The 22,899-nt window shown below is 42.5% G+C and carries 18 protein-coding genes; all 18 read left to right on the top strand.

Going from position 1 to position 22,899, the window contains the following annotated elements; translation table 11 throughout:
- Positions 1-122: 122 nt before the first annotated feature.
- The gene (locus G8O23_RS12560; RefSeq protein WP_317169008.1) at positions 123-1,136 is read left to right on the top strand and encodes an outer membrane protein assembly factor BamB family protein; all 1,014 of its coding nucleotides are present in this window, start codon (positions 123-125) and stop codon (positions 1,134-1,136) included.
- Between the two features lie 21 nt (positions 1,137-1,157).
- Positions 1,158-1,877, top strand: coding sequence for a DUF4292 domain-containing protein (locus G8O23_RS12565; RefSeq protein WP_166365354.1), 720 nt, complete (start codon positions 1,158-1,160; stop codon positions 1,875-1,877).
- A gap of 165 nt (positions 1,878-2,042) precedes the next feature.
- Positions 2,043-3,257: a PQQ-binding-like beta-propeller repeat protein gene (locus G8O23_RS12570; RefSeq protein WP_166365356.1), complete on the top strand. Its 1,215-nt coding sequence runs from the start codon at positions 2,043-2,045 to the stop codon at positions 3,255-3,257.
- A 20-nt stretch (positions 3,258-3,277) separates the two neighbouring features.
- Positions 3,278-4,513 (top strand): PQQ-binding-like beta-propeller repeat protein, encoded by a 1,236-nt coding sequence (locus G8O23_RS12575; RefSeq protein WP_166365358.1) that lies wholly within the window; start codon positions 3,278-3,280, stop codon positions 4,511-4,513.
- 65 nt (positions 4,514-4,578) lie between these two features.
- Positions 4,579-5,838 carry a PQQ-binding-like beta-propeller repeat protein gene (locus G8O23_RS12580; RefSeq protein ID WP_166365360.1) on the top strand — a complete coding sequence of 420 codons (1,260 nt, stop codon included), beginning with the start codon at positions 4,579-4,581 and terminating at the stop codon, positions 5,836-5,838.
- A complete protein-coding gene (locus G8O23_RS12585) occupies positions 5,835-7,262 on the top strand; it encodes an outer membrane protein assembly factor BamB family protein (protein ID WP_166365362.1) in 1,428 nt (475 codons plus the stop codon). Before G8O23_RS12580 ends, G8O23_RS12585 begins: the two co-directional genes overlap by 4 nt.
- A gap of 2 nt (positions 7,263-7,264) precedes the next feature.
- Positions 7,265-8,233, top strand: coding sequence for an NHL repeat-containing protein (locus G8O23_RS12590; protein ID WP_166365364.1), 969 nt, complete (start codon positions 7,265-7,267; stop codon positions 8,231-8,233).
- Positions 8,234-8,687: 454 nt separating this feature from the next.
- Complete coding sequence (locus G8O23_RS12595) at positions 8,688-9,263, top strand: ferredoxin (protein WP_166365366.1); 576 nt, start codon at positions 8,688-8,690, stop codon at positions 9,261-9,263.
- Between the two features lie 14 nt (positions 9,264-9,277).
- Positions 9,278-10,540, top strand: a complete 1,263-nt coding sequence (locus G8O23_RS12600) for a 4Fe-4S binding protein (RefSeq protein ID WP_166365368.1) — start codon at positions 9,278-9,280, stop codon at positions 10,538-10,540.
- 27 nt (positions 10,541-10,567) lie between these two features.
- Positions 10,568-12,445 (top strand): PQQ-like beta-propeller repeat protein, encoded by a 1,878-nt coding sequence (locus G8O23_RS12605; protein ID WP_166365370.1) that lies wholly within the window; start codon positions 10,568-10,570, stop codon positions 12,443-12,445.
- Positions 12,446-12,449: 4 nt separating this feature from the next.
- Positions 12,450-14,795 carry an NAD(P)H-dependent oxidoreductase subunit E gene (locus G8O23_RS12610; protein WP_166365372.1) on the top strand — a complete coding sequence of 782 codons (2,346 nt, stop codon included), beginning with the start codon at positions 12,450-12,452 and terminating at the stop codon, positions 14,793-14,795.
- The gene (locus G8O23_RS12615; protein ID WP_166365374.1) at positions 14,792-16,348 is read left to right on the top strand and encodes an FAD-dependent oxidoreductase; all 1,557 of its coding nucleotides are present in this window, start codon (positions 14,792-14,794) and stop codon (positions 16,346-16,348) included. The genes G8O23_RS12610 and G8O23_RS12615 overlap by 4 nt, the downstream gene beginning before the upstream one ends.
- 18 nt (positions 16,349-16,366) lie before the next feature.
- Positions 16,367-17,467, top strand: coding sequence for an outer membrane protein assembly factor BamB family protein (locus G8O23_RS12620; protein WP_166365376.1), 1,101 nt, complete (start codon positions 16,367-16,369; stop codon positions 17,465-17,467).
- A 210-nt stretch (positions 17,468-17,677) separates the two neighbouring features.
- Entirely contained in the window at positions 17,678-17,803 is a 126-nt protein-coding gene (locus tag G8O23_RS17570) for a hypothetical protein (RefSeq protein WP_262888069.1), read from the top strand.
- A 271-nt stretch (positions 17,804-18,074) separates the two neighbouring features.
- Positions 18,075-19,415: a glycosyltransferase family 4 protein gene (locus G8O23_RS12625; RefSeq protein ID WP_166365378.1), complete on the top strand. Its 1,341-nt coding sequence runs from the start codon at positions 18,075-18,077 to the stop codon at positions 19,413-19,415.
- 156 nt (positions 19,416-19,571) lie between these two features.
- Positions 19,572-20,579: a virulence RhuM family protein gene (locus G8O23_RS12630; protein WP_166365438.1), complete on the top strand. Its 1,008-nt coding sequence runs from the start codon at positions 19,572-19,574 to the stop codon at positions 20,577-20,579.
- Positions 20,580-20,864: 285 nt separating this feature from the next.
- A complete protein-coding gene (locus G8O23_RS12635; protein WP_166365380.1) occupies positions 20,865-22,034 on the top strand; it encodes an ATP-binding protein in 1,170 nt (389 codons plus the stop codon).
- A gap of 183 nt (positions 22,035-22,217) precedes the next feature.
- On the top strand, positions 22,218-22,895 hold the full coding sequence (locus G8O23_RS12640) for an ABC transporter ATP-binding protein (protein ID WP_166365382.1): 678 nt from the start codon (positions 22,218-22,220) through the stop codon (positions 22,893-22,895).
- Positions 22,896-22,899: the final 4 nt, after the last annotated feature.

A 22,899-nucleotide genomic window follows, 5' to 3' on the forward strand; every position in this document is an offset into this window, starting at 1 on the left:
GACGATATTTTGGAGCGAATCTATTTGATAGACTACTAGTTGCAGCTGTCGAAGATACTTGGTATGGAAAACTTAGGTACAATTACGGATAATCATATAATCGAATTTACGTTAACGGTGAGATCGATTCCCTAACGTATCTTTTTGCACTTGACAATACGGGGGCTATTCTATGGAAAAGTCCTATAGGTGAGGAGTGGGTTTCTTCCTACCCGGGCGCTCGATCAACCCCAACAATTGTTGATGATTTGGTTTATGTGTCGGCAGGAATGGGCACAGTTGCTTGCTTTGATGCAAATTCTGGTGAGCAGAAATGGAGTAGGAATATGCTAAAAGAATTTGGAGCTGTAAATACCCGCTTTGGCTTTGCCGAATCAATTGTAAATTATGGCGATAAAGTGTTTTGCACACCCGGTGGACCAGAGATGAATGTAGTGGCTCTTAACCGATTCACTGGCGAAGTGGAGTGGGCGTGTGGTGGTAAGGGCGAAATGCCATCGTTTTGTACTCCTTTGGTATTAGAACTGCCCAGACGAAATCTTTTGTTAACCTTCTCAAAGAGTCACTTACTGGCTATAGATATTGAAACCGGCGAATTGCTATGGACTCACCAGCAGGAGGGCGATGGCGATGTACACGTTAATACTCCTCTTTACGAAGATGGATTTTTATACTATGTAGCGGGTAATGGTAACGGTGCGGTAAAGCTCGAACTTACTGATGATGGCAATCTGGTTAAGCAGGTTTGGGCAAACAAAAAATGCGATAATCTTAATGGCGGGTTCATCAAAATTGATGATCATATCTATGCATCAGGCTACACAAAGAGAATGTGGTACTCGGTAAATACAAACACTGGTGAAATTACTGACTCATTGAAATTCGATAATGGCATAACAATTTTTGCCGACGGTAAACTTTATCTCTACAACGAAAGAGGTCGAGTATCGCTTTGCGGGGTTGATAATGGAAAATTTCAGAAGATAAGCGAGTTCAAGCTGAACCTTGGCACCAAAGCGCATTTCTCCCATCCTGTAATAAGCAAGGGGATTCTTTATATCCGAAGAGGAAACTCACTGATGGCTTATGATATTAGGAGAAAAGATTCTTCATTGGCGAGTAATGAAGAGCAATAATTTATCCCAAAATAGTTTGATATGAAAAAATATGGACTAACAATTTTAGCTATGGTAATGGGTTTTTTTACTATGGCACAAGATGTTGAGGAGATAATTAAGAGCTACTGTAAAGCCAGAGGCGAAGAAAAGTTTGCCAAGGTACAGAGCTACCAAATGGAGGGCATAAGGGTACGAAATGATGTGATGCCTGTTTCCTACTATCGATCTCGCCCTAACAAGTATATGATGAAGTTTGATGTGGGCGACCTGACTGCTTACCGAACCTATGATGGAGAAAAGGGTTGGCACACTGCTCCCTGGCGAGGAGTTGTAAACCCCGAGGAACTACCTGCAGATGCCACTGTAGCACTAGCAGGTACTGCTGATTTTGACGACCAACTTGCCAACTGGAAGGCTAAAGGCTATAAAGCGAAGTTGATGGATGACGAAAAGGTTGAGGATAAGGATCATTACGTTATAGAGCTATTTAGCACAACGGGTTTCTCCACATTGTTTTTTATTGATAAAGAAACCTATCTGCTAACAAAAATCAAAATGGTTCGACCCAGAGGAGAGCAACAGGTTACAATAGAAGTTCTCTATTCCGATTATCGTTCGATTGAGGGTATTATGTTCCCATTTATTATTGAAGAGTATACAAATGGCTATAGGATGGTAACTACTGAGTTAGACGAAGTGGTTTTAAACCCCGTTTTGCCCAACGACTTTTATAATATGGCACAATATAGGGTAGATTAGCATTTAAATTTTTTTAGCTATTGTTTAATTTGCTAGTTATTAGGTGCAATTTTATGCTAAGCCCCTATTGATATAAACAAGTTTAAACTAAAGGTTAGTTTTCTAATCAGAATGATATATATTGTGATCGTAAAATTTAGATTACTAACCTTTTAAGTTTACTGAATGAAAACCTCCTTTTCTATTCTAACCCTCGGTTTGCTTGTGATTTCTAGTTTCGCCCAAGATCTAGTGCAGTGGAGGGGCCCACAGCGCGATGGTGTTTACCTCGAATCTGGTTTGCTCAAGCAATGGCCAGCTGATGGCCCCAAAATGCTTTGGAGTTACGATCAACTTGGTGATGGACACTCTTCGGCCACTGTAACCGATGATAGAATTTTCACTTCGGGAATGACAGGGGATAAAGGATACGTTTTTGCGCTTGATCATTCAGGAAAACTTATATGGAAAACGGAGTACGGTATTGAGTGGACCGAGAATTGGAACGGATTGCACTCTACTCCGCTTTACTACAAGGGTAAATTATACATTTTAAGTGCCTTTGGCAAGTTGGTATGCTTAAATGCAAATAATGGTTCAATTGTTTGGTCGATTGAACTTTTAAAGGATTACGATGGAGTGAATATTAAGTGGGGTATTACAGAAAATCTGTTGATTGATAACGACATACTGTACTGTACCCCAGGCGGAAAAACTGCCAATGTTTTGGCTTTAAACCCCGAGAATGGAAAGCTAATTTGGAAAGCACCTGCCAAATCCGAAGAGAGTGCCTACTGCTCACCTCTAATGATAACCCATAACAACCGAAAAATATTTGTTACGCATACAGCCAACTCTGTAATCGCACTCGATCCCACCGATGGCAAAATGCTGTGGTCGTTTCCACATCCCAACAAATGGTCGGTGCACCCTAACACGCCAATCTACAACAACGGATATTTATTATGTTTTAGTGGTTATGGACAAGGTGCTGTGATGCTAAAATTATCACAGGACGGCAATAGCGTATCTGAAGTATGGCGTAATAAGAAGATCGACAATCAGATGGGTGGGCTTGTTCTGCATAATGGCAAAATCTATGGATCGGGGCATAACTCAAGGTCGTGGCATTGTGTCGATTGGAAAACGGGTGAAACACTATACTCCAACAAAATTGCCGGTAACGGCAACATAATTTCTGCCGATGGAATGCTATATGGATACGGCGATAATGGTGAGGTTGTGCTAATTAAACCAACTGAAAATGGTTTTGAAAAAGTAAGCTCATTTAGGGTTACCAAAGGCTCTAATCAGCATTGGGCGCATTTGGTTATTCACAATAAGAAACTATACGTAAGGCGAGGAACGTCGCTTATGGTTTACTCAATTGCCAATAATTAAATCACCTATATATGAGAGCGATGAAGAATCTATTTTTATTACTTACAGTTTCGTTGCTATTGCAGAGAACATCATTTTCTCAGGTAATATCGGAGTGGAGAGGTATTGGCAGAACAGGTGTTTATAACGAAACCGGCTTGCTAAAGGAATGGCCTAAGGATGGGCCACCACTTCTATGGTCAGTCAGTAATCTTCCAGTGGGAAACTCTTCGGTGGCAATAGCCCATAATATGATATTTACCATCGGACTTGAGGGTGAGATGGATGCTATAGTTGCAATGGATATGAAGGGTAACATAGTTTGGCAAAAACCATTCGGAAGAGCGTGGACCCAATCGTATCCCGAGAGCCGTGCTACACCAACAATCTATGGCGATTATTTGTACATATCCAGCGGAAAAGGCGACTTAGCCTGCTTTAAAGCTGTAAGTGGGGATCTGGTTTGGGAACGAAAGATAAGTGAAGAGTATGGAGGTACTTATGGCCGTTGGGGGCTTGCAGAGTCATTAATTGTACTTGATGGTAAGGTATTTTTTACCCCCGGAGGAAAGGAAACCACAATGGTTGCCTTGGATAAACTAACTGGTAAAACTATTTGGAAATCCAAAAGCCTAAAGGATAATCCATCTTACACTTCACCACTTTTAGTTGAGTACGGCGGTAGAAAAACCATTGTGAATGTAACTGAGAACTACATTATTGGGGTAAATCCCGATAATGGGGATATTATTTGGAATTTTGAATTTGGGTCATACGCAACAGGCCGAAACAATAATATTAATACGCCTCTCTTTTCTGATGGCTACATATACGTAACTAGCGGTTATGACCATAAATGCGTTATGCTAAAGCTGTCCGATGATGCATCCAGCGTTTCCTTGGTTTGGGTCGATGATGTGCTGGACGTCCACCACGGCGGAGCTGTAAAGGTGGGCAACTATATTTACGGATCAAACTGGATAAGAAACTCAATGGGTAATTGGGTGTGCCTCAATTGGGAAACTGGCAAAGCCATGTACGAGAAGAAATGGGAAAACAAGGGTTCAATAATTTCAGCCGATGGGATGCTTTACTGCTACGAGGAGAAATCGGGTAATATTGCCCTTGTGGAGGCTACTCCCGAAGATTTTAGGATTGTAAGCACATTTCAAATTGACGCGAAGCGTGGCCCTTACTGGGCGCACCCGGTGATAAAGGATGGCATTCTGTACGTTAGGCATCGCGAATCAATTTGGGCGTATAATATTAGGAAATAAAAATTTAGGAAATTCTTGAGTCTTAGTTGGAATAACTTAAGATATTCATTCATAACACCAAACTAATGAAAGAGAGACTTTATATCCTAGTTGTTCTTGCCCTACTGGCAGGGTGCACTGCTACGCCAGAGATTGCTCAATGGCGTGGGCCAGATCGCAGCGGCATTTATCCCGATAAGGGACTTTTAAAGGAATGGCCACAGAACGGGCCAGAGCTATTATGGTCGAACGAGTCGTTACCCCAGGGGTATTCCTCGGCATCAGTCACCCAAGGTGGAGTTTTCCTAACAGGTATTGTGGACACAATGGATGTGCTGGTTGCTCTTAACAAGCAGGGCGATATATTATGGCAAACCCCTTATGGTAAAAGTTGGACAGTCTCGTTTTCCGACAGCCGAAGCACTCCAACAGTAGTAGGTAATAGGGTTTATGCTACTAGCGGCTCGGGGGTTGTGGCATGTCTCGATTCCTCTAATGGCAATGTGATATGGAGTGTGGATACACAAAAGGAGTTTGATGCGCGCTTTGGCACCTGGGGATGTTCCGAATCGCCTCTTGTTGTTGATAATAAGGTGATTTTTACCCCTGGCGGCGATAAAACCACACTGGTTGCCCTCGATAGGAATAATGGAAAAACAATATGGCAAACCCAAAGCCTTAAGGATACCGCCGCTTACACATCGCCTCTGTTGGTGCAGGAGAAAGGTAAACAGCTTATTATCAATGTTACAGGAACTTATTTAGTGGTTGTTAATGCAAAAAATGGTGAAATTCTTAGCTATACGAACTATGCAAGCCTACAGAATGAGCAGGCTATTGAGGTTTGGCCTGGTGCGCCATATACCAATACCAACACCCCAATATATAGCGATGGAAAAATCTTTATAACCAGTGGTTATAACCATGTTGGGGCAATGTACTCTCTATCCAACGATTATAGAAATCTAACCCTCGACTGGACTAGCCATACTCTCGATGTGCATCACGGTGGAGTGGTGCTAGTTGATGGTTATCTCTATGGATCAAACTGGATTAGCAATGCGCGTGGAAATTGGGCTTGCATTAGCTGGGATACTGGCGAAACTATGTACGAGAAGGATTGGTTTACTAAGGGTTCAATTATTTCGGCCGATGGTATGCTATATTGCTACGAGGAGCGCTCGGGAAATATTGCTTTGGTTGAACCCACACCTACCGATTTTAAAGTGGTAAGTACTTTTAGGGTACCCCTTGGGCGAGGGCCGCATTGGTCAGTACCTGCTGTACACCAAGGAGTATTGTATATTAGGCATGGAAATGCCATTATGGCTTATAATTTAAAATGAAGCGACTAGACAGAATTATTTCTTTTACTCTTGCAGTTATTGCTGTATCATCGTTCCTATTCTGGTTTTGGTACAACCCAGTTAAACACCTTGCAGTGAGCGTTCCGGGTTTGGACAATAGACCTGTTGGTGGACTTGATACCAGCGAGGTGGTAATTATTGGAGAGTTTTTCGAAGAATTTGGAAGCCATTCTTCATCATTAAAGGGTAAATGGACGCAGTTTAGGGGTGCCGATTTTGACAATATCTACAAGGGAAATACAAAATTGATTGATGGTTTTGGGAACGAAGGCCCCAGAATCCAGTGGAGCGTAGAGTTGGGCGAGGGGCACGCTGCTCCGGTTATATACAATGGCAAGGTCTATATCATTGATTATTTTGAGGATGAGCGTTCCGATGTTCTGCGCTGTTTTGCCCTAGAAACGGGCAAGGAGCTGTGGCGACGATCGTACCGGGTGCATATCAAAAGGAATCACGGTATGTCGCGAACCGTTCCCGCAATTAACGATAAGTACATTGTAACCATTGGTCCACGTTGTCACGTTATGTGCGCCGATCCAAATACGGGCGATTTGCTCTGGAGCATCGATATGGCGAGGGAGTTCGAAACCGAGGTACCCCTTTGGTACACGGGTCAGTGCCCGTTTATTGTTGATGATATTGTGGTGCTTGCCCCTGGAGGAACATCTTTGCTTATTGGAGTAGACTGTGCTACGGGCGAAGTTTTGTGGCGAACGCCAAATCCCGATGGTTGGAAAATGTCGCACTCTTCGGTAGTTCCAATGGAGTTCAACGGCAAGAAAATGTACGTGTATGCTGCGCTGGGTGGCATTTGCGGTGTATCGGCCGAGGGAGAGGATATTGGCGAAATCCTTTGGAAAACCACAGAGTTTTCTCCCTCTGTTATGGTTCCATCACCTCTAGTTCTGGATGATGGTAAGATATTCATTACGGCTGGTTACGGGGCTGGTGGAATGCTTTTTCAGCTAAAACCATCGAAATCTGGTTTCGATGTTGAGGTTTTGGAGAAGTACAAACCACGCGAGGGCATTGCCTCTGAACAGCAAACACCGCTATATTTAGATGGGCATATCTACTGCATTCAACCTAAAGATGCTGGTGGAACACGAAATCAGCTGGTATGCGTAAGGGAGGATGATGTTATGAACATTATCTGGACCAGCGGAAAAACCGAGCGTTTTGGCCTTGGGCCATATATGTTTGCCGACGGCAAAATTTTTATCCTAAGCGATGATGGAACCCTTACCATTGGCAAGGCATCGCCTACGGGTTGGCAAATGCTCGATAGCGCAAAGGTTATTGATGGCGTTGATTCCTGGGGACCCTTTGCCATTGCCGATGGCTACCTGCTGATGCGCGATTCAAAACAAATGGTTTGTATTGATATAAGAGCGAGGAAGTAGATATGAAGCAGAAATTATTATTGTGGTTATCTGTTGTGGCACTGCTGGTTGTGGTTGCCTTTATGGCCAAGGATTTTTTCTCGTCAAAAGATCAAAGCTCTCAAAATCCCTACGAGTACGATTTGGCAAAACTTAGGCAGGTTGATTCTTCGGCAATAGGATATAATGAGATTGGTCAAATTATTCCTGAGATTGAAGGTTTAGCAGGAATTGCCATAGATGCTGATGATAATATCTATTTAGCTGGTGATAAGGAGGTTAAGATATACAACGCTGAACATAATCTAGAAAAAACTATCTCCACATCTCTAAAATCAAGATGCATTGGAGTAGGATACAACAAATTTTACATTGGAGCTGAAGGTCGAATTGCGATTTTTGATTTCGATGGCAATAGGCAAGCTGCTTGGGAATCGGTAAATGAAAGGTCTGTTATCACCAGCATTGCAGTGAGCGAAAAATTTGTTTACGTTGCCGATGCTGGCAACAGGATTGTATATCAGTACAATCATAACGGTGAATTGCTTGGCGAGATTGGTAGAAAAGACGAGGAGAGGGGAATACTGGGTTTTAAAGTTCCCAGTCCCTACTTCGATTTGCTCATTGGTCACTATGGCGAACTTTGGGTGGTAAACCCCGGGCGACATAGGTTAGAGAGATACAACGATAATGGCGATTTGGTATCGTCGTGGCAAAGAACCTCAATGGGGCTCGATGGTTTTAGCGGATGCTGTAATCCGTCTAACATCGCAATGCTATCGAATGGCTCATTTGTTACCAGCGAAAAGGGCATTGAGCGGATTAAGATCCACCAACCAACCGGCGATTTTCTAACTGTAGTTGCTCCACCCAGCCTATTTAAGGAGGGAACAACAGGTATCGATTTGGCGGTAGATTCAACCGATAGAATCTATGTACTCGATCCGGTTCAAGGAATTGTTAGAATTTTTGAGATGAAAGATAATATTTAGTAATATGATTACCATTAATAGTTTCATAAAACTCTTTCGTCATTGCAAGAGGTCATCCAAAAATTTTGGGAATAATGGGGGGGGTGACATAAAATACAAAAAAACTCGTCATCGCGAGGGTACTTTCCGAAGCGATCTTTTTTGAAAAGATTGCTTCAACCCTCAAAGTACGAGGGTTTCGCAATGACGATATAAAAAAATTATTTTTAGAGGTTTAATCGAACTACCACAATTGAGAAAAATTATAATGAGTAAAAACACATTAAATAAAGTATTACGTTTTTTTATCCTATTGGCGATAATGGCAATTAGTGGGTACATAATGTATCAGAAAAGTAGCAATACTGCAACTAAATCACCATCGCCCTGTAGCACCTGCTGTAAGGTTAGTAGTTGCGATTTGCCTGAAGCAAAGGATTTTAAAAGTGAAAACTAGTTTCAAAAACTGTTAATAATGAACAGTATGGATAATGGCAATGGAAAGAAGATGAACCGACGTGAGTTTCTTAACAGTGGACTTCGGTTTACGGTAGCCATCGGATTGGGCGCAACCATTGGGCATCTTCTCGGAAAATCGTCGTCGCAACAAATGGTTTGGCAGCTCGACCCCACAAAGTGCATTCAGTGTGGAAAGTGCGCTACTAGCTGCGTAAAAACGCCTTCGGCGGTTAAGTGCGTGCACGTTTACAGTATGTGTGGTTACTGCGACCTTTGCGGAGGTTATTTCCGACCCGAGGCCAAGGATTTAACCACAGCTGCCGAGAATCAGCTTTGTCCCACCAGCGCCATCAAAAGAAAGTTTGTTGAGGATCCATATTTTGAGTACGAGATTGATGAGGAGCTTTGCAACGGTTGCGGTAAATGCGTTAAGGGATGTGGTGCCTTTGGGAATGGCTCGCTTCAACTACAAATTCGTCACGATTTATGCGATAACTGTAATGAATGCGCCATTGCCCGCGATTGTCCAGCCGATGCATTTACCAGAGTACCTTCAAATCAACCCTATCTGCTAACAGGTATTGAGGGATAAAACTATAAACTACAATGAAAAGAATATTTACACATATAGTTTTACTTGTTTTTCTTCTGATACAGACAATTAGCGTAAAAGCAGTTGAACGGTTTCCCAAGCCCGACTTCGAATCGGGCTACGAAACGCCATCAACCATTATGCCCGATCCCCGATCGGAGGCACTTGCCATTCTCGATGTTTTTGTGCTTATAGCTGCACTTGCCATTACTAGCTGGCTTGTACTTAAAAAGCGATCAAGACGAGGCGTGTTCTGGATGTCAATTTTTTCCATTGCTTACTTTGGCTTCTTCCGAAAGGGTTGCGTGTGCGCGGTTGGCTCCATTCAGAATGTAGTTCTGGCGTTGTTCAACCCAGAATATAGCATCCCCATAACCGTAATTCTCTTTTTTGCCATTCCAATTATTTTTACGCTGTTCTACGGGCGTACTTTCTGTGCGGGCGTGTGTCCTTTGGGTGCTATTCAGGATGTTTTTCTTTTTAAACCCATTAGTTTAAAGCCTTGGCTTTTAAAAGTTTTGGGATTGATTCCCTTTCTTTATCTAGGTATCTCCATTCTTTACGCCGCAACGACAACCGATTTTGTTATTTGCCGCTACGACCCGTTCGTTGGTATCTTTAGGCTCGATGCAACCTTTATGATGTTTGCCCTTGGCGGGGCACTGCTACTTATAGGTGTGTTTGTTGCACGACCCTACTGCCGTTTCCTTTGTCCCTATGGAGTAATCCTAAATTTGGTAAGTAGAGTTTCAAAAAAACATTTAACCATCACGCCATCGGCTTGTATTCAGTGTAAGCTGTGCGAGGATTCCTGTCCGTTTGATGCCATTGAAAAACCTGTTCCTGCCAAGGAGCGTGAGGATAGCAAAACGGCTGTTAACCGAATGATTCGCCTTGCTGTTATTATCCCATTGCTAGTATTAGCGGGCGGTTTTGTGGGTTCGCAGTTTCACGAGAATTTGGCAAGGGTAAATCCCACGGTTCAGCTGGCACAGGAGATAATGAATTTTGATGATTCCCAACCCGAGAGCTTCGAGGTTACAGCATTCCGATCGGCTGGGCGCTCGGCCGAGGATTTATATAAAGAGGCAGCTGCAATAGTTCATAGGTTTTACATTGGTGGCTGGATTTTGGGTGGTTTCATCGGGTTAACCTTTGGATTAACTCTGGCCAGCTTATCAATTTTTAGGTATCGGGAGGATTACGAACCCAACAAGGGAACCTGCTTAAGTTGCGCTCGATGCATTGATTATTGCCCAGTGAAGGAGGAGTTATAAGTTTATATTGTATTATAAAAAGTGAGTATGAATACAAAACTTAAAGATATTATCGAAAATGTTCGCCTTTGGAAAAGGGTTGCCCTTATTGCAGGGGTATATTCTTTCATCTTTTCCATTCTAATTATTGCAAACTTTGCTCAGGTTAATAGGGTTGACCCAGTAAATACAACTGTTATCAACGCTCTTGTGGAGCGTTTAAGCCAGAATCCCGACGATGTGGAACTTCGCGAGGAGATTCGCCAGCTCGATTTGCTTGCCCGCAAGGCCTACTTCACAAATCAATGGCAAATTCGTTACGGTGGATATATGCTTGCTATTGGTGTGTTGGTGCTAATTATTGCAATGCAATTTATAAGTATCGGAAAGAAAAATTTACCAAATATTGATGATAAAGAGGATTATAAATATCTGGTTTTACAGAAAAAAGCACGCTTTTGGGTCTCCGTAGGCGGTGCAACCATTGTTGTTCTTGCGCTGGTATTTGCCTTTTTAACTCAGAATCAGCTTAAGGATACCTTTACTGCAAAGGTATTGGCAGTGTCTCAGTCGGATATGCAAGAGGTAGCCGAGCAATCACCAATTAGTGAATCAGAGATAACATCAGCAGATCATTTACAAGCGGAAGAAGAAGTTATTGAAGAGAAGATTCAGGAAGTTGAGCAAGCGAAAATATCAACAGAAAAGGTAATTGAAAAGCCAAAAGTTGATACCAGTCAGCCTAAAGAGAAAACCAACGATTACGCCACCAACGAGGAGATGAAGAAGAATTTTCCCAGTTTCAGAGGTTTTGGGGGGACTGGCATAGCGTATCAAAAGAATATTCCCACTAGCTGGAATGGCGAGTCGGGCGAGAACATCCTGTGGAAAACCCAAATTCCTTTAAAAGGCTACAATTCGCCTGTGGTTTGGGAGGGCAAAGTATTCCTTGCTGGCGCAAGTACAACCAAGCGCGAGCTGTACTGTTTCGATGCCAATTCTGGCAAAATTTTATGGACAGTAAATGCCGATAATATTAAGGGTACACCAGCAAAATCGCCCAGTGTTAGGGACGATACCGGCCACTCTGCCCCAACCGTTGCGACTGATGGTAAGCGTGTTTTTGCCATCTTCTCCAATGGCGATATGATAGCTGCCGATATGCAGGGCAAAAGGGTTTGGGCCAAGAACTTGGGCTTGCCTCAAAATCACTATGGTTATTCATCTTCGCTTATCACCTACAAGAACTTAGTAATTGTTCAGTACGACGACAGCAAAACGCCAAAAATTCTTGCTTTATCATCAACCACTGGAGAAGAGGTTTGGAGCACTCCCCGCAAGGTGAAGGTTTCCTGGGCTTCGCCCATTCTGGTGAATACGGGTAAAAGGGATGAGCTAATGCTGATTTCTGAACCATCCATTGCATCATACGACCCCGCAACGGGAATGGAACTCTGGAGTATTGATGGGATGTACGGTGAGGTTGGCCCATCGCTGGCTTATGCCAATGGGATAGTATTTGGCGTGAATGAATATGCTATGATTATGGCTGTTAAGGTTGGCGAGACTCCCGAACTGATTTGGGAGGATTCCGATTACCTTTCAGATATTCCTAGTCCAGTGGCAACCGATAAGTATCTGTTTTTGCCAACTACCTATGGTGCAGTGGCCTGCTACGATGCGCAAACAGGATCGTTGTTGTGGGAACACGATTTTGATGATGGATTTTTTGCATCGCCAATGCTGGTTGAGGGTAGGGTTTATCTCCTTGATAAAGTTGGAGTGATGCAGATAATTAAGGCCGATGGGAAGTTTGAACAGATTGGTCAGGCCGGTTTAGGCGAGGCAACTGTTGCAACTCCTGCATTTTCCAACGGACGGATTTTTATAAGGGGCGAGAAGAACTTGTATTGTATAGGTAAGTAGATTTATGGAAAACAATATTTTTAAAATAGTTGATGACATTGTAGAAAGAACTGGTAGGACAGTTGATGCGGTGATCCCAATTCTACAGGAGATACAGAATCAATACAACTATCTTCCACAGGAAGCGCTAGAAAGGGTATGCCAAACAACCGATATTACTCCCTCAAGAATTTACGGTATATCAACATTTTACACCCAGTTCAGGCACAAGCCTGTGGGTAAGCATATGGTTAAGGTATGCGTGGGCACAGCTTGCCACGTAAAGGGTGCAATGCTGGTTTACGATGCCTTTAAGCGCAAACTTAACATCCCCGAAAATGACGATACCGATGCCGAAGGGCTTTTCACAGTCGAAAAGGTGGCCTGCTTGGGATGTTGCACCATTGCACCCGTGGTGCAAATAGATAGCCTAACCTATGGCTACGTAACCTCTGAAACTGTACCCGAGGTGATTTCCGATTTTCTGGCATCAAGCAACGGACAGTCGAACGGTTCAGTTCCTTTTGTTGATAGTAAGGAGTTTCAGGGCGAAATCAGAATTGGCTTAGGCTCGTGTTGCGTGGCAAGTGGAAGTTTTGGGGTGAAGGAAGAGTTGGAGAAAACCTTGGTGAAAAGCCGAATCAATGTGAATGTAAAGCACGTTGGGTGCGTGGGAATATGCAACCAGGTGCCAATGCTCGAGGTGCACAAACCCAACGAGGCGCCGGTTTACTACACCAAAATCAAACCCGATGAGGTGAGGGAGGTTATTCATCGCCATTTCAGGCCTTCCAGCCCATTAACGAGGTTAAGGGACAGTATTTACGGGGTGTTCGATAATCTGGTTTTCGATAGCGTTCCCAAATCAATTAAACGATACTCATCTGAGAGTGTAAATACTCCAGTTGCCGAATTCCTAAAGGGTCAAATCAACATTGCAACCGAGCACAGGGGAATTCTAAAGCCCTCCGACATTGATGAGTATATAAGTTTGGGTGGCTTTTCTGCTCTGGAGGAGTGTTTGAAAAGAAAATCTCCGCTTGAGGTTATTGATACAATCAAGGAGAGTGGTCTTCGCGGAAGGGGCGGAGCGGGCTTTCCCACTGGAACAAAATGGAAGCTTGTTGCCAGCGCCGAGGCTGATAAAAAGTATATTATTTGCAATGGCGATGAGGGCGACCCCGGCGCATTTATGGACAGGATGCTACTCGAATCCTATCCGTTCAGGGTAATTGAGGGGATAATAATAGCTGCATACGCAGTTGGTGCCAACGAGGGGCTATTTTACATTCGCGCCGAGTACCCGCTGGCGTTAGAACGAATTCGCGAAGCACTAAAAACTTGCGTAAGCAAGAATCTGCTGGGTAATAATATCCTTGGAAGTGATTTTTCATTCAATCTTAAAATATTTGAGGGTGCAGGTGCTTTTGTTTGTGGCGAGGAAACTGCGCTCATTGCTTCGGTTGAGGGGAAACGTGGATACCCAACTATGCGCCCTCCATATCCTGCAAAAAAGGGTTTGCGGGGAAAGCCAACCCTAATAAACAATGTCGAAACCTACTCGCAAGTATCGTGGATTATTCGCAATGGTGCCGAGGCTTTCCATAGCATTGGCACAAAGCAGAGTAAGGGCACAAAGGTTTTTGCCCTGGCGGGCAAGGTAAATCGGGGCGGACTAATTGAAGTGCCTATGGGAATTACAATCCGAAGGATTGTTGAGGAGATTGGCGGTGGAATTCCCAATGGCAAACGCTTTAAAGCGGTTCAGATTGGTGGTCCATCGGGTGGTTGTATTCCTGCTTCAATGGCCGATACTCCCATCGATTTTCACTCGCTGGTTGAGGTGGGCGCAATGATGGGTTCTGGTGGCCTAATCGTTCTCGACGAAACCGATTGTATGGTCGATATTGCCCGATATTTCTTAACCTTCACTAAAGATCAATCGTGCGGCCGATGCACATTTTGTAGGGTGGGCACAAAGCGTATGCTCGATATCCTTGATAAGATTTCCAGCGGAAAGGGTACTCACGAGGATTTGGATATGCTTGAAAATCTTGCCCACAGCACCAAAAAGGGGAGTATTTGTGGTTTAGGTAAAAGCGCACCCAATCCGGTGCTCACCACGCTCAAGTATTTTAGGGATGAGTACGAGGCGCATATCAACGGGAATTGCCCAACGGGCAAGTGTAAGGAGATGATTTCTTACGATATAACCGATGAGTGCATAGGCTGCACTAAATGCGCCCAGCGTTGCCCGGTTGATGCCATTGAGGCAAAGCCATATGAGATTCATAGTATCGATTTGGAGAAGTGCATCAAGTGCGATATTTGCAAACAAATTTGTCCAGTAAATGCGGTAGTAACACGATGATTAATCTAAAAATAAATAGCAAAGAAATTACTGTCCCTCAAGGGACAACCATTCTCGATGCAGCTAAAACAATGGGGGTTGATATACTCACAATGTGCTACCTCGAGGGGAATTCCAATCATCCATCGTGTATGGTTTGCGTGGTAAAGGATAACCATTCGGGAATGCTTTACCCGTCGTGCGCAATGCCCGTAGGGCAGGGAATGGATATTGAAACCGACAGCGAGGAGGTAATCAATGCTCGTCGTGAGGCGCTGGAACTGCTGTTAAGCGATCACGTGGGCGACTGCGAAGCTCCCTGTCGGGTTGCCTGCCCAGCTTTTATGGATATTCCCCAAATGAATAGGCTTATCGCCAAAGGCGATTTTCTGAGTGCATTAAAGGTTGTAAAGGAGGAGATTGCGCTACCCAGCATTCTCGGTTATATCTGTTCTGCTCCCTGCGAAAAGGTTTGTAGGAGGAAGCAGGTTGATAGCCCCGTTTCAATTTGTATGTTGAAAAGATTTGCAGCGGTTCACAATACCGAAAATGAATCACCATACTTCCCTCATAAGGAGTTGCCGACTGGCAAAAGTGTTGCCATAATTGGTGCGGGACCCGCTGGTCTTTCCTGCGCATTTCATCTTTTAAAATTGGGTCACTCTGTAACGGTTTTCGATTCGCATTCCGAGGCTGGAGGATCTTTGCTTAATCTACCTGAAAGTGAACTGCCCAAAACTTCGTTAAGCGATGAAATAAAGCTAATTAAAGATTTTGGGGCAGAGTTCAAACTTGAACAAATTGTGACACCTGAGGTTTTTAAAGTAGAAATCAAACCAAAATACGATGCTACTGTTTTTGCAGTTGGCGAAATAGATAAATCGAGCTCTTTTGATTTTGGTTTTAAAACCAATGAAAAGGGCATTGCTGTTAGGGATGATTTTAAGGTAAATGATTCAATTTTTGCCTGTGGTAGCGCAATCCGACCATTAAAGATGGCTGTTAAGGCGGTTGCTCAGGGCAAGGAAACGGCTTATGCAGTAAATAGATTTTTAGACGGAAAATCTGTAGATATCAGATATGATAGGTTTAACTCTAGGTTTGGACTATTGCAAGAGGCAGAGATTTCGGAGTATCTAAAGGAGGCAGAAAACAAGGGAGAGGAAGTTAACCCAAAGGTTGGAAAACTGGCTGGTTTTACTGCCGATGAGGCCATTGCCGAGGCAAAGAGGTGTATGCACTGCGATTGTCGCAAACCCAATACTTGTAAACTACGCAACTATGCCGATGATTACAAGGTAGATAGAATAAAATACGCTATGGGCACCAGAAGTACGTTGAAGAAGTATCTTCAGCATAACGAGGTGGTTTATGAGCCCGAAAAATGTATTCGTTGCGGGTTGTGTATAGAGATTGCCACAAGGCATAAGGAGAAGATTGGCCTAACGTATATTGGGCGTGGTTTTGATGTAAGGGTTCAAATACCCTTTAACCTTGAGCTAAGCGAAGCGTTAACAGAAGTTGCTATGGAGTGCGCCAATGCTTGCCCCACAGGGGCAATTGCAGCTAAATAAGCAAAAACAATTGTAATTATGGTTAGACTATTTTTGATTTTGATGTTTGTCTCCAGCCTAGCTTTTGCCCAAGAAGGGTCTAGCTGGCAGAACTTCAGGGGGAACAAATCGCTTACCGGAGAGGCAAGCGTCAATCTGCCTAAATCCTTAAAATTACTTTGGACATATAAAACCGAGGATGCCATAAAATCGTCACCAGTAATCTACAATGGCATTGTATATATTGGCTCCAACGATGGATTTGTGTATGCAATTGACAATGGAAAGCTGAAGTGGAAATACCAAACGCCCACATCAATCGAGGCTCCTCCGCTATTCATTGATAATTTGATAATTGTTAGCTCATTGGAGGGTATTGTGTACGCTCTCGATGCTTCTTCGGGGAAGCTGAAATGGGAGTATGCTACTGATGGACAGATCTCTGGAGCTGCAAACTGGTTCGTTGCTCCCGATGGTAAAGGGAAAAGAATAATTGTGGGAAGCTACGACTTCTTTTTGCACTGCATTGATGTTAAAACCGGAAAGGGAATTTGGAAGTACGAAACCGATAACTATATCAACGGAACGCCTTCGGTAAGCGATAAAACCACAATTTTTGGCGGATGCGATGGCTTTGTTTACCTGCTGGATTTGAATATGGGAACGCTTGCAGGAAAAATTGAGATTGGAACCTATATGGCTGCCTCAGCAGCCATTGAAAACGGTAAAGCCTACTTTGGCAACTACGATGGCAAATTCTATAGCGCCGATTTATCATCCAAAAAAATAGTTTGGACCTACAATGGAACAGCCCCATTCATCTCATCACCAGCAATAGCAGGCGATAGAGTGGTGATTGGCTCACGCGATAAGCATATCTATTGTTTCGAGAAATCAACTGGTAGGTTGATATGGAAATTCAGAACCCGTGGGAGCGTTGACAGCTCACCCGTAATTTCTAAAAACATTGTGGTTGTTGGCTCGGGCGATGGAAGGCTGTATATGATTGATCTAAAAACTGGACAAGAGGTTTGGTCGTACGAAATTGGAAAACCCATTATTAGCTCTCCTGCCGTTACAAATGATATGGTGGTTGTGGGATCGATGGATGGTAGTGTTTACGCTTTTGGAGTGAAATAGTATTTAATTAGAAACTGTTTAGTTAGTTTTTGAAAAGCACTTATATTATTGCCACCGGCTTTAGCCTGCTCACAGTAGCCCATAGCTATCAGGCTAACTAGGCTTGTGCTCTGATAATCTGAGTCATATCATTATTTTTTTAGATAGCAGAGCAATATGAAAGGCAAAAAAGTCAAGGTAGAATGGACTAGAGAACGCTAGCAGTTTGCTATGAGCATAGTGCGGTGGGCTGGTAAAACGGGCGGGGGCGTTGGTGGGAATGCCAAATCGTTAGCCCCATGTGCGAGGGCGCTCGCGTTCGATTTGGAGCGCTTTGGTGGAGCACAAATAGAATGAGAAAACTTTGAAAACCCATGCATGCTACGAATAAGGAATCTGCTTGATGCGTTCCAAATCGCTTACGTCGCCATGGGGCTTAAGAATTGGCAGGGCGGGTGGCAGCATCGTTTTGCCTTGATTCTTTGCTTACTTTCTCATCTAAGGAGAAAGTAAGAAGAAGTAACCAAAGAGTCATGAAGTCCCTATGTTTGAGGGAAAAACGATCTTATAATAAGTTAAAAAAAATAGTTTTAATAGTTTCTTTATGAATTGAAAAAATTATTTGAAAATGAAGATAGTAAGCATAGTCCCCGGATTTGGTGGCACATTCTACTGCGGAAACTGTTTGCGCGATAGCGCATTTGTTAAAGCCCTTCGGGCAGCTGGGCACGATGCCATAACCTTGCCCTTATATTTACCATTATCGTCAAATGGGTTTGATACCGAGAGCGATATCCCCGTTTTTTATGGAGCGGTAAATATTTACTTCGAGCAGAATTTTAGGTTATTTCGTAATATCCCCTTGTGGCTTCGTAAAATTCTCAATTCTCCGCCAGTGCTTCGCTTTGCAGCTAGGATGTCGAGTTCAACCCGCGCAACAGGCTTGGAGGATATGACCATTTCGATGCTTAGGGGAAGGGATGGGTTTCAAAGCTACGAGCTCGATGAACTTATTAGCTACCTTAAGCATCACGAGAAGCCCGATATTATTCATCTGTCCAATGCACTACTTCTGGGACTGGCAAAAGGAATTAGGGATGAGCTAAATATTCCTGTGGTTTGCACCCTTCAGGATGAGGATGTTTGGGTTGAGGTGATGAATGAGCCTTACAGGTCGCAGGTTTGGGATCTGATGTCGGAAAATGGAAATTACGTTGACGCATTTATTACCGTGAGCCAATTTTTTGCCGATAAGATAAGTCGTCTTATGACTATTCCATCGGAAAAACTGCACGTTGTCCCCCTTGGGGTCGATCCGTCGGTTTACCAGGTGAAAAAGCCAAACTTAGATGTTCCAACCATCGGTTTCCTTTCCCGTTCCAATGCTGGCAATGGATTTGAGATTCTGATAGATGCTTTTATTCTGCTTAAGCAGAATTCGCAGTTCAAAAATGCAAGGCTTAAGGTTACCGGTGGACGAACTGGTGATGATATGAAATTTATCAATAGGCAGCTCAAAAAGCTTAAGGCTAAAGGATATCAAAACGATATTGAGTTTGTTGAGGATTTCAGAACCGAGTCGTTGCGCAATTTCTTTGAGGGATTAACCCTGCTATCTGTTCCAGTGCAAAAAGGCGAAGCCTTTGGGCTTTACCAGCTTGAATCATTGGCCAGTGGTATTCCCATTGTTCAGCCTGCTGTTGGTGCTTTCCCCGAGATTGTTGCTAACTCCGGCGGAGGCTTAATCTATGAGCCAAATACCCCCGATGCTTTGGCCAAGAAGTGGGAGCAGTGCCTATTGGATAAAGATCTTATAATGCGATTAAGCGAAAATGGTAGAAAAGCCATTGAGGAGAAGTATAGCTCTACAGTGATGTTGAGCAATATGGTTGAGGTTTATAGGAACTTAGTTTGCCTTGATAACGATATGACAATTAGTACTAACCAGAGTCGGTGTGTAAATTTCTAGTTTTTCTGCGAACGAGGTAATCACTTTTTAGAATTGGTGAGAGGTTTTTTAAACCTAGTTTCTCACAATTGAAAAAATTGAAGCCAAAGGAATTGTATCATTCCATTTACCTTAACTTTGGAGTATGAAAAATCCAGAAAAGAATATATTCAGACAATGAGTAGTCAAATATTGCTGTACCAATCCGATGACGGGCAGTTAAAAATTCAGGTTCGTCTCGAGAATGAGACTGTGTGGCTCACACAAGCCGATATGGTGGAATTGTTTCAGTCGTCAAAATCAAACATAAGCGAACATATAAAGCACATTTTTAAAGAAGGAGAGTTACAAGAAGATTCAGTTGTTCGGAAATTCCGAACAACTGCAACTGATGGTAAAAGTTACGTTATAAATCACTACAACCTAGATGTAATAATATCTGTAGGTTACAGAGTAAAATCGCTTCGTGGTACGCAATTTCGTATTTGGGCAACCGAACGCCTACGGGAGTATCTTATTAAGGGCTTTACAATGAACGATGATTTGCTAAAGCAAGGCGGTGGTTACTTTGAAGAGCTTCTTGAACGCATTCGGGATATTCGCTCATCTGAAAAAGTTTTTTATCGAAAAGTGCTAGAAATTTACGCCACTAGCGTGGACTATGACCCACGAGCGAGCATTACCCAGAAATTTTTCCAAACAGTTCAAAACAAGTTGCATTGGGCTGCCCACGGGCATACAGCAGCCGAGATTATTTTCCAAAGAGCCAATGCTCAGTTACCATTTATGGGCTTAACTGCTTTTAAAGGGCAAAAACCCACAAAACAGGAAATTGGTATTGCTAAGAATTACCTTGCAGAAGAAGAATTGGCAGTATTAAACCGTTTGGTTTCGGCGTACTTAGATATTGCAGAAATAAACGCGATGCAACGGAAACCAATGTATATGAAAGAATGGATTGAAGTGCTAGACGGTTTTATTAAAATGAGCCGTCAGGATGTTCTGTCTCACGCAGGAAAAATTTCGGCAGAGATAGCCCAACGTAAAGCAATGGAAGAATACGAAGCCTACAAAAGCAAATCGGTTGATGAGATATCAGAAGTTGAAAAACAGTTTATTGCAAGCATTGAGCAAGCTAATAAGAAACTAAATTCACTGAAACCAACGAACAAAAAGAAAGTGTAATGGCGTTTCTTTATGATATACTTTTACAGGAGTTTGGTTAAATAGCTTAATTGTGATTGACGGTATAGAATTGCTAATAAAAGAAATTGAGAAACTACTTGAAGTAGATGCTTGTCAAAGAAATTGAGTATATGTCATTCCATTTCCCATACTTCTAATATTATTTCAAATGGTTACCAACAAGTATGATATAGTAAATTGCACAACACGATGAAGTATTTTGGTAATTATTGTTAATTGTGTTGTGCGTTTTTGTATCTTTGAGAAAATCAGTTTATCAAAACAATGAGAACACTCTACCAGAAATTTGAAACGCTTTTACAAAGTACTTCAACAGACTTTAAGCGATATTTGTACGATAAAGTCTCGTGGGAAGGTCGAATGACTGGGATTATAGGAGCACGAGGCGTTGGTAAAACAACTATGGTTTTGCAATACATCAAGGAAAATTTGGACAGCAAAAAGGCTTTATACGTTTCGGCTGACGATATGTATTTTGGTGAGAACAGACTGTTTGATTTAGCTGATGATTTTTACAAAAATGCAGGAGAATACCTGTTTATTGATGAAATACATAAATACAACAACTGGTCTCAAGAGCTAAAGAATATTTACGATTCATTTCCTTCTTTAAAAATAGTTTTCACTGGCTCTTCAGTACTTGATATACTAAAAGGTTCTGCAGATTTAAGTCGCCGTGCTATAATCTACAAATTACAAGGACTTTCATTTCGGGAGTATTTAAAACTATTCCACAATTTCGATACTGATACTTACTCACTGGAGCAGATAGTCAATAACGAAGTGAAACTAAAGGATATAAAACATCCGCTACCGTTGTTTAATGACTATTTAAAACAAGGTTACTATCCCTTTGGTCTCGAAAATCAGCTAGATTTACGTTTAGGACAAATCATTGTACAAACATTGGAGACAGATATTCCGCAATACGCCAATCTCAATGTAGGAACAAGCCGTAAATTAAAGCGCTTGCTTTCGATCATTGCGGAAAGTGTTCCTTTTAAACCAAATTTTTCTAAAATTTCTGGAATGATTGAAGTGAGCCGAAATTCTTTAGACGATTACTTCTTGTATATGGAAAAGGCTGGACTTATTAGTCAGTTACGAAATGAAACAAGCGGTATTCGAGGTTTAGGGAAGGTGGAAAAAGTTTATCTGGATAATACCAATATAATCTATAATTTGGTTGGTGATAAATCAAATATTGGAAATATTCGTGAAACTTTCTTTTTTAATCAAATGCGTCAAAAACACGAAGTGATATCTTCCGAAAAGGCTGATTTTGTTATTGGTAACTATACGTTTGAAATTGGTGGAAAAAATAAACAGCAAACCCAAATAAATCAAGATGGAAAATCATTTGTAGTAAAAGATGATATTGAATTTGGGTATCTTAACGTATTGCCATTGTGGGCTTTTGGGTTAAATTACTAAATATCGATGATGAAATTTCTGGGATTAATCAGGGGGTTAAAAAATGCTAGTTTTTAGGTGGGCTGGTTTATTCATCGTTTCAATTTAACTTTATCACGTGAAACTTAAACGCTGTTCTAAACCCAACAATTTTTAACACCTCCAGCTCTTATTTTTGCTTAATGGACGAGAAAACATAAAAAAATGATTGTAGAATTAACCAATATATCTAAATCGTACGTTAATCCTGGCACTAACGTGCAACGTGAGGTGTTAAGCGGTATCGATTTAACCATAAAATCGAAGGAATTGATATCTATTGTTGGACCATCGGGTTCGGGGAAAAGCACTTTGCTTAACATTATCGGTACAATAGATACCCCTTCGTCGGGTAAAATTTTATTTAAGGGTCAAGATGTTAACACTTTTAACGAAAAGCAGCTATCCGAGATTAGGAATAGGAGCATTGGTTTTGTATTTCAGTTTCATCATCTTTTGCCACAGCTTAGCTTGCTCGAGAATATTCTAGTTCCAACAATTCCCTTGCGTAGCAAGAATAAAGGCAAGGAGCTAACCGAACGGGCTATGGAGTTGCTCAGTAGCGTTGGCCTAACCGAGCGAATTCATCAGCGACCCGGACAGCTATCTGGTGGCGAGTGCCAAAGAGCTGCGTTGGTAAGGGCTTTGATCAATCAGCCTGAGCTAATCCTTGCCGATGAGCCCACTGGTTCGTTGGATCAGGATTCGGCTTTTCAGCTGGGCGAATTGCTACTCGATATCAACCGAAAGCACAATGTTGCAATGGTTGTGGTTACGCACTCGCTCACCCTAGCCGAGAAAATGAGCACAATATACAGGCTATCAAAAGGCAAACTTGTTTAGTTCA

This window comes from Perlabentimonas gracilis, assembly GCF_011174675.1.
Lineage (GTDB): Bacteria > Bacteroidota > Bacteroidia > Bacteroidales > Tenuifilaceae > Perlabentimonas > Perlabentimonas gracilis.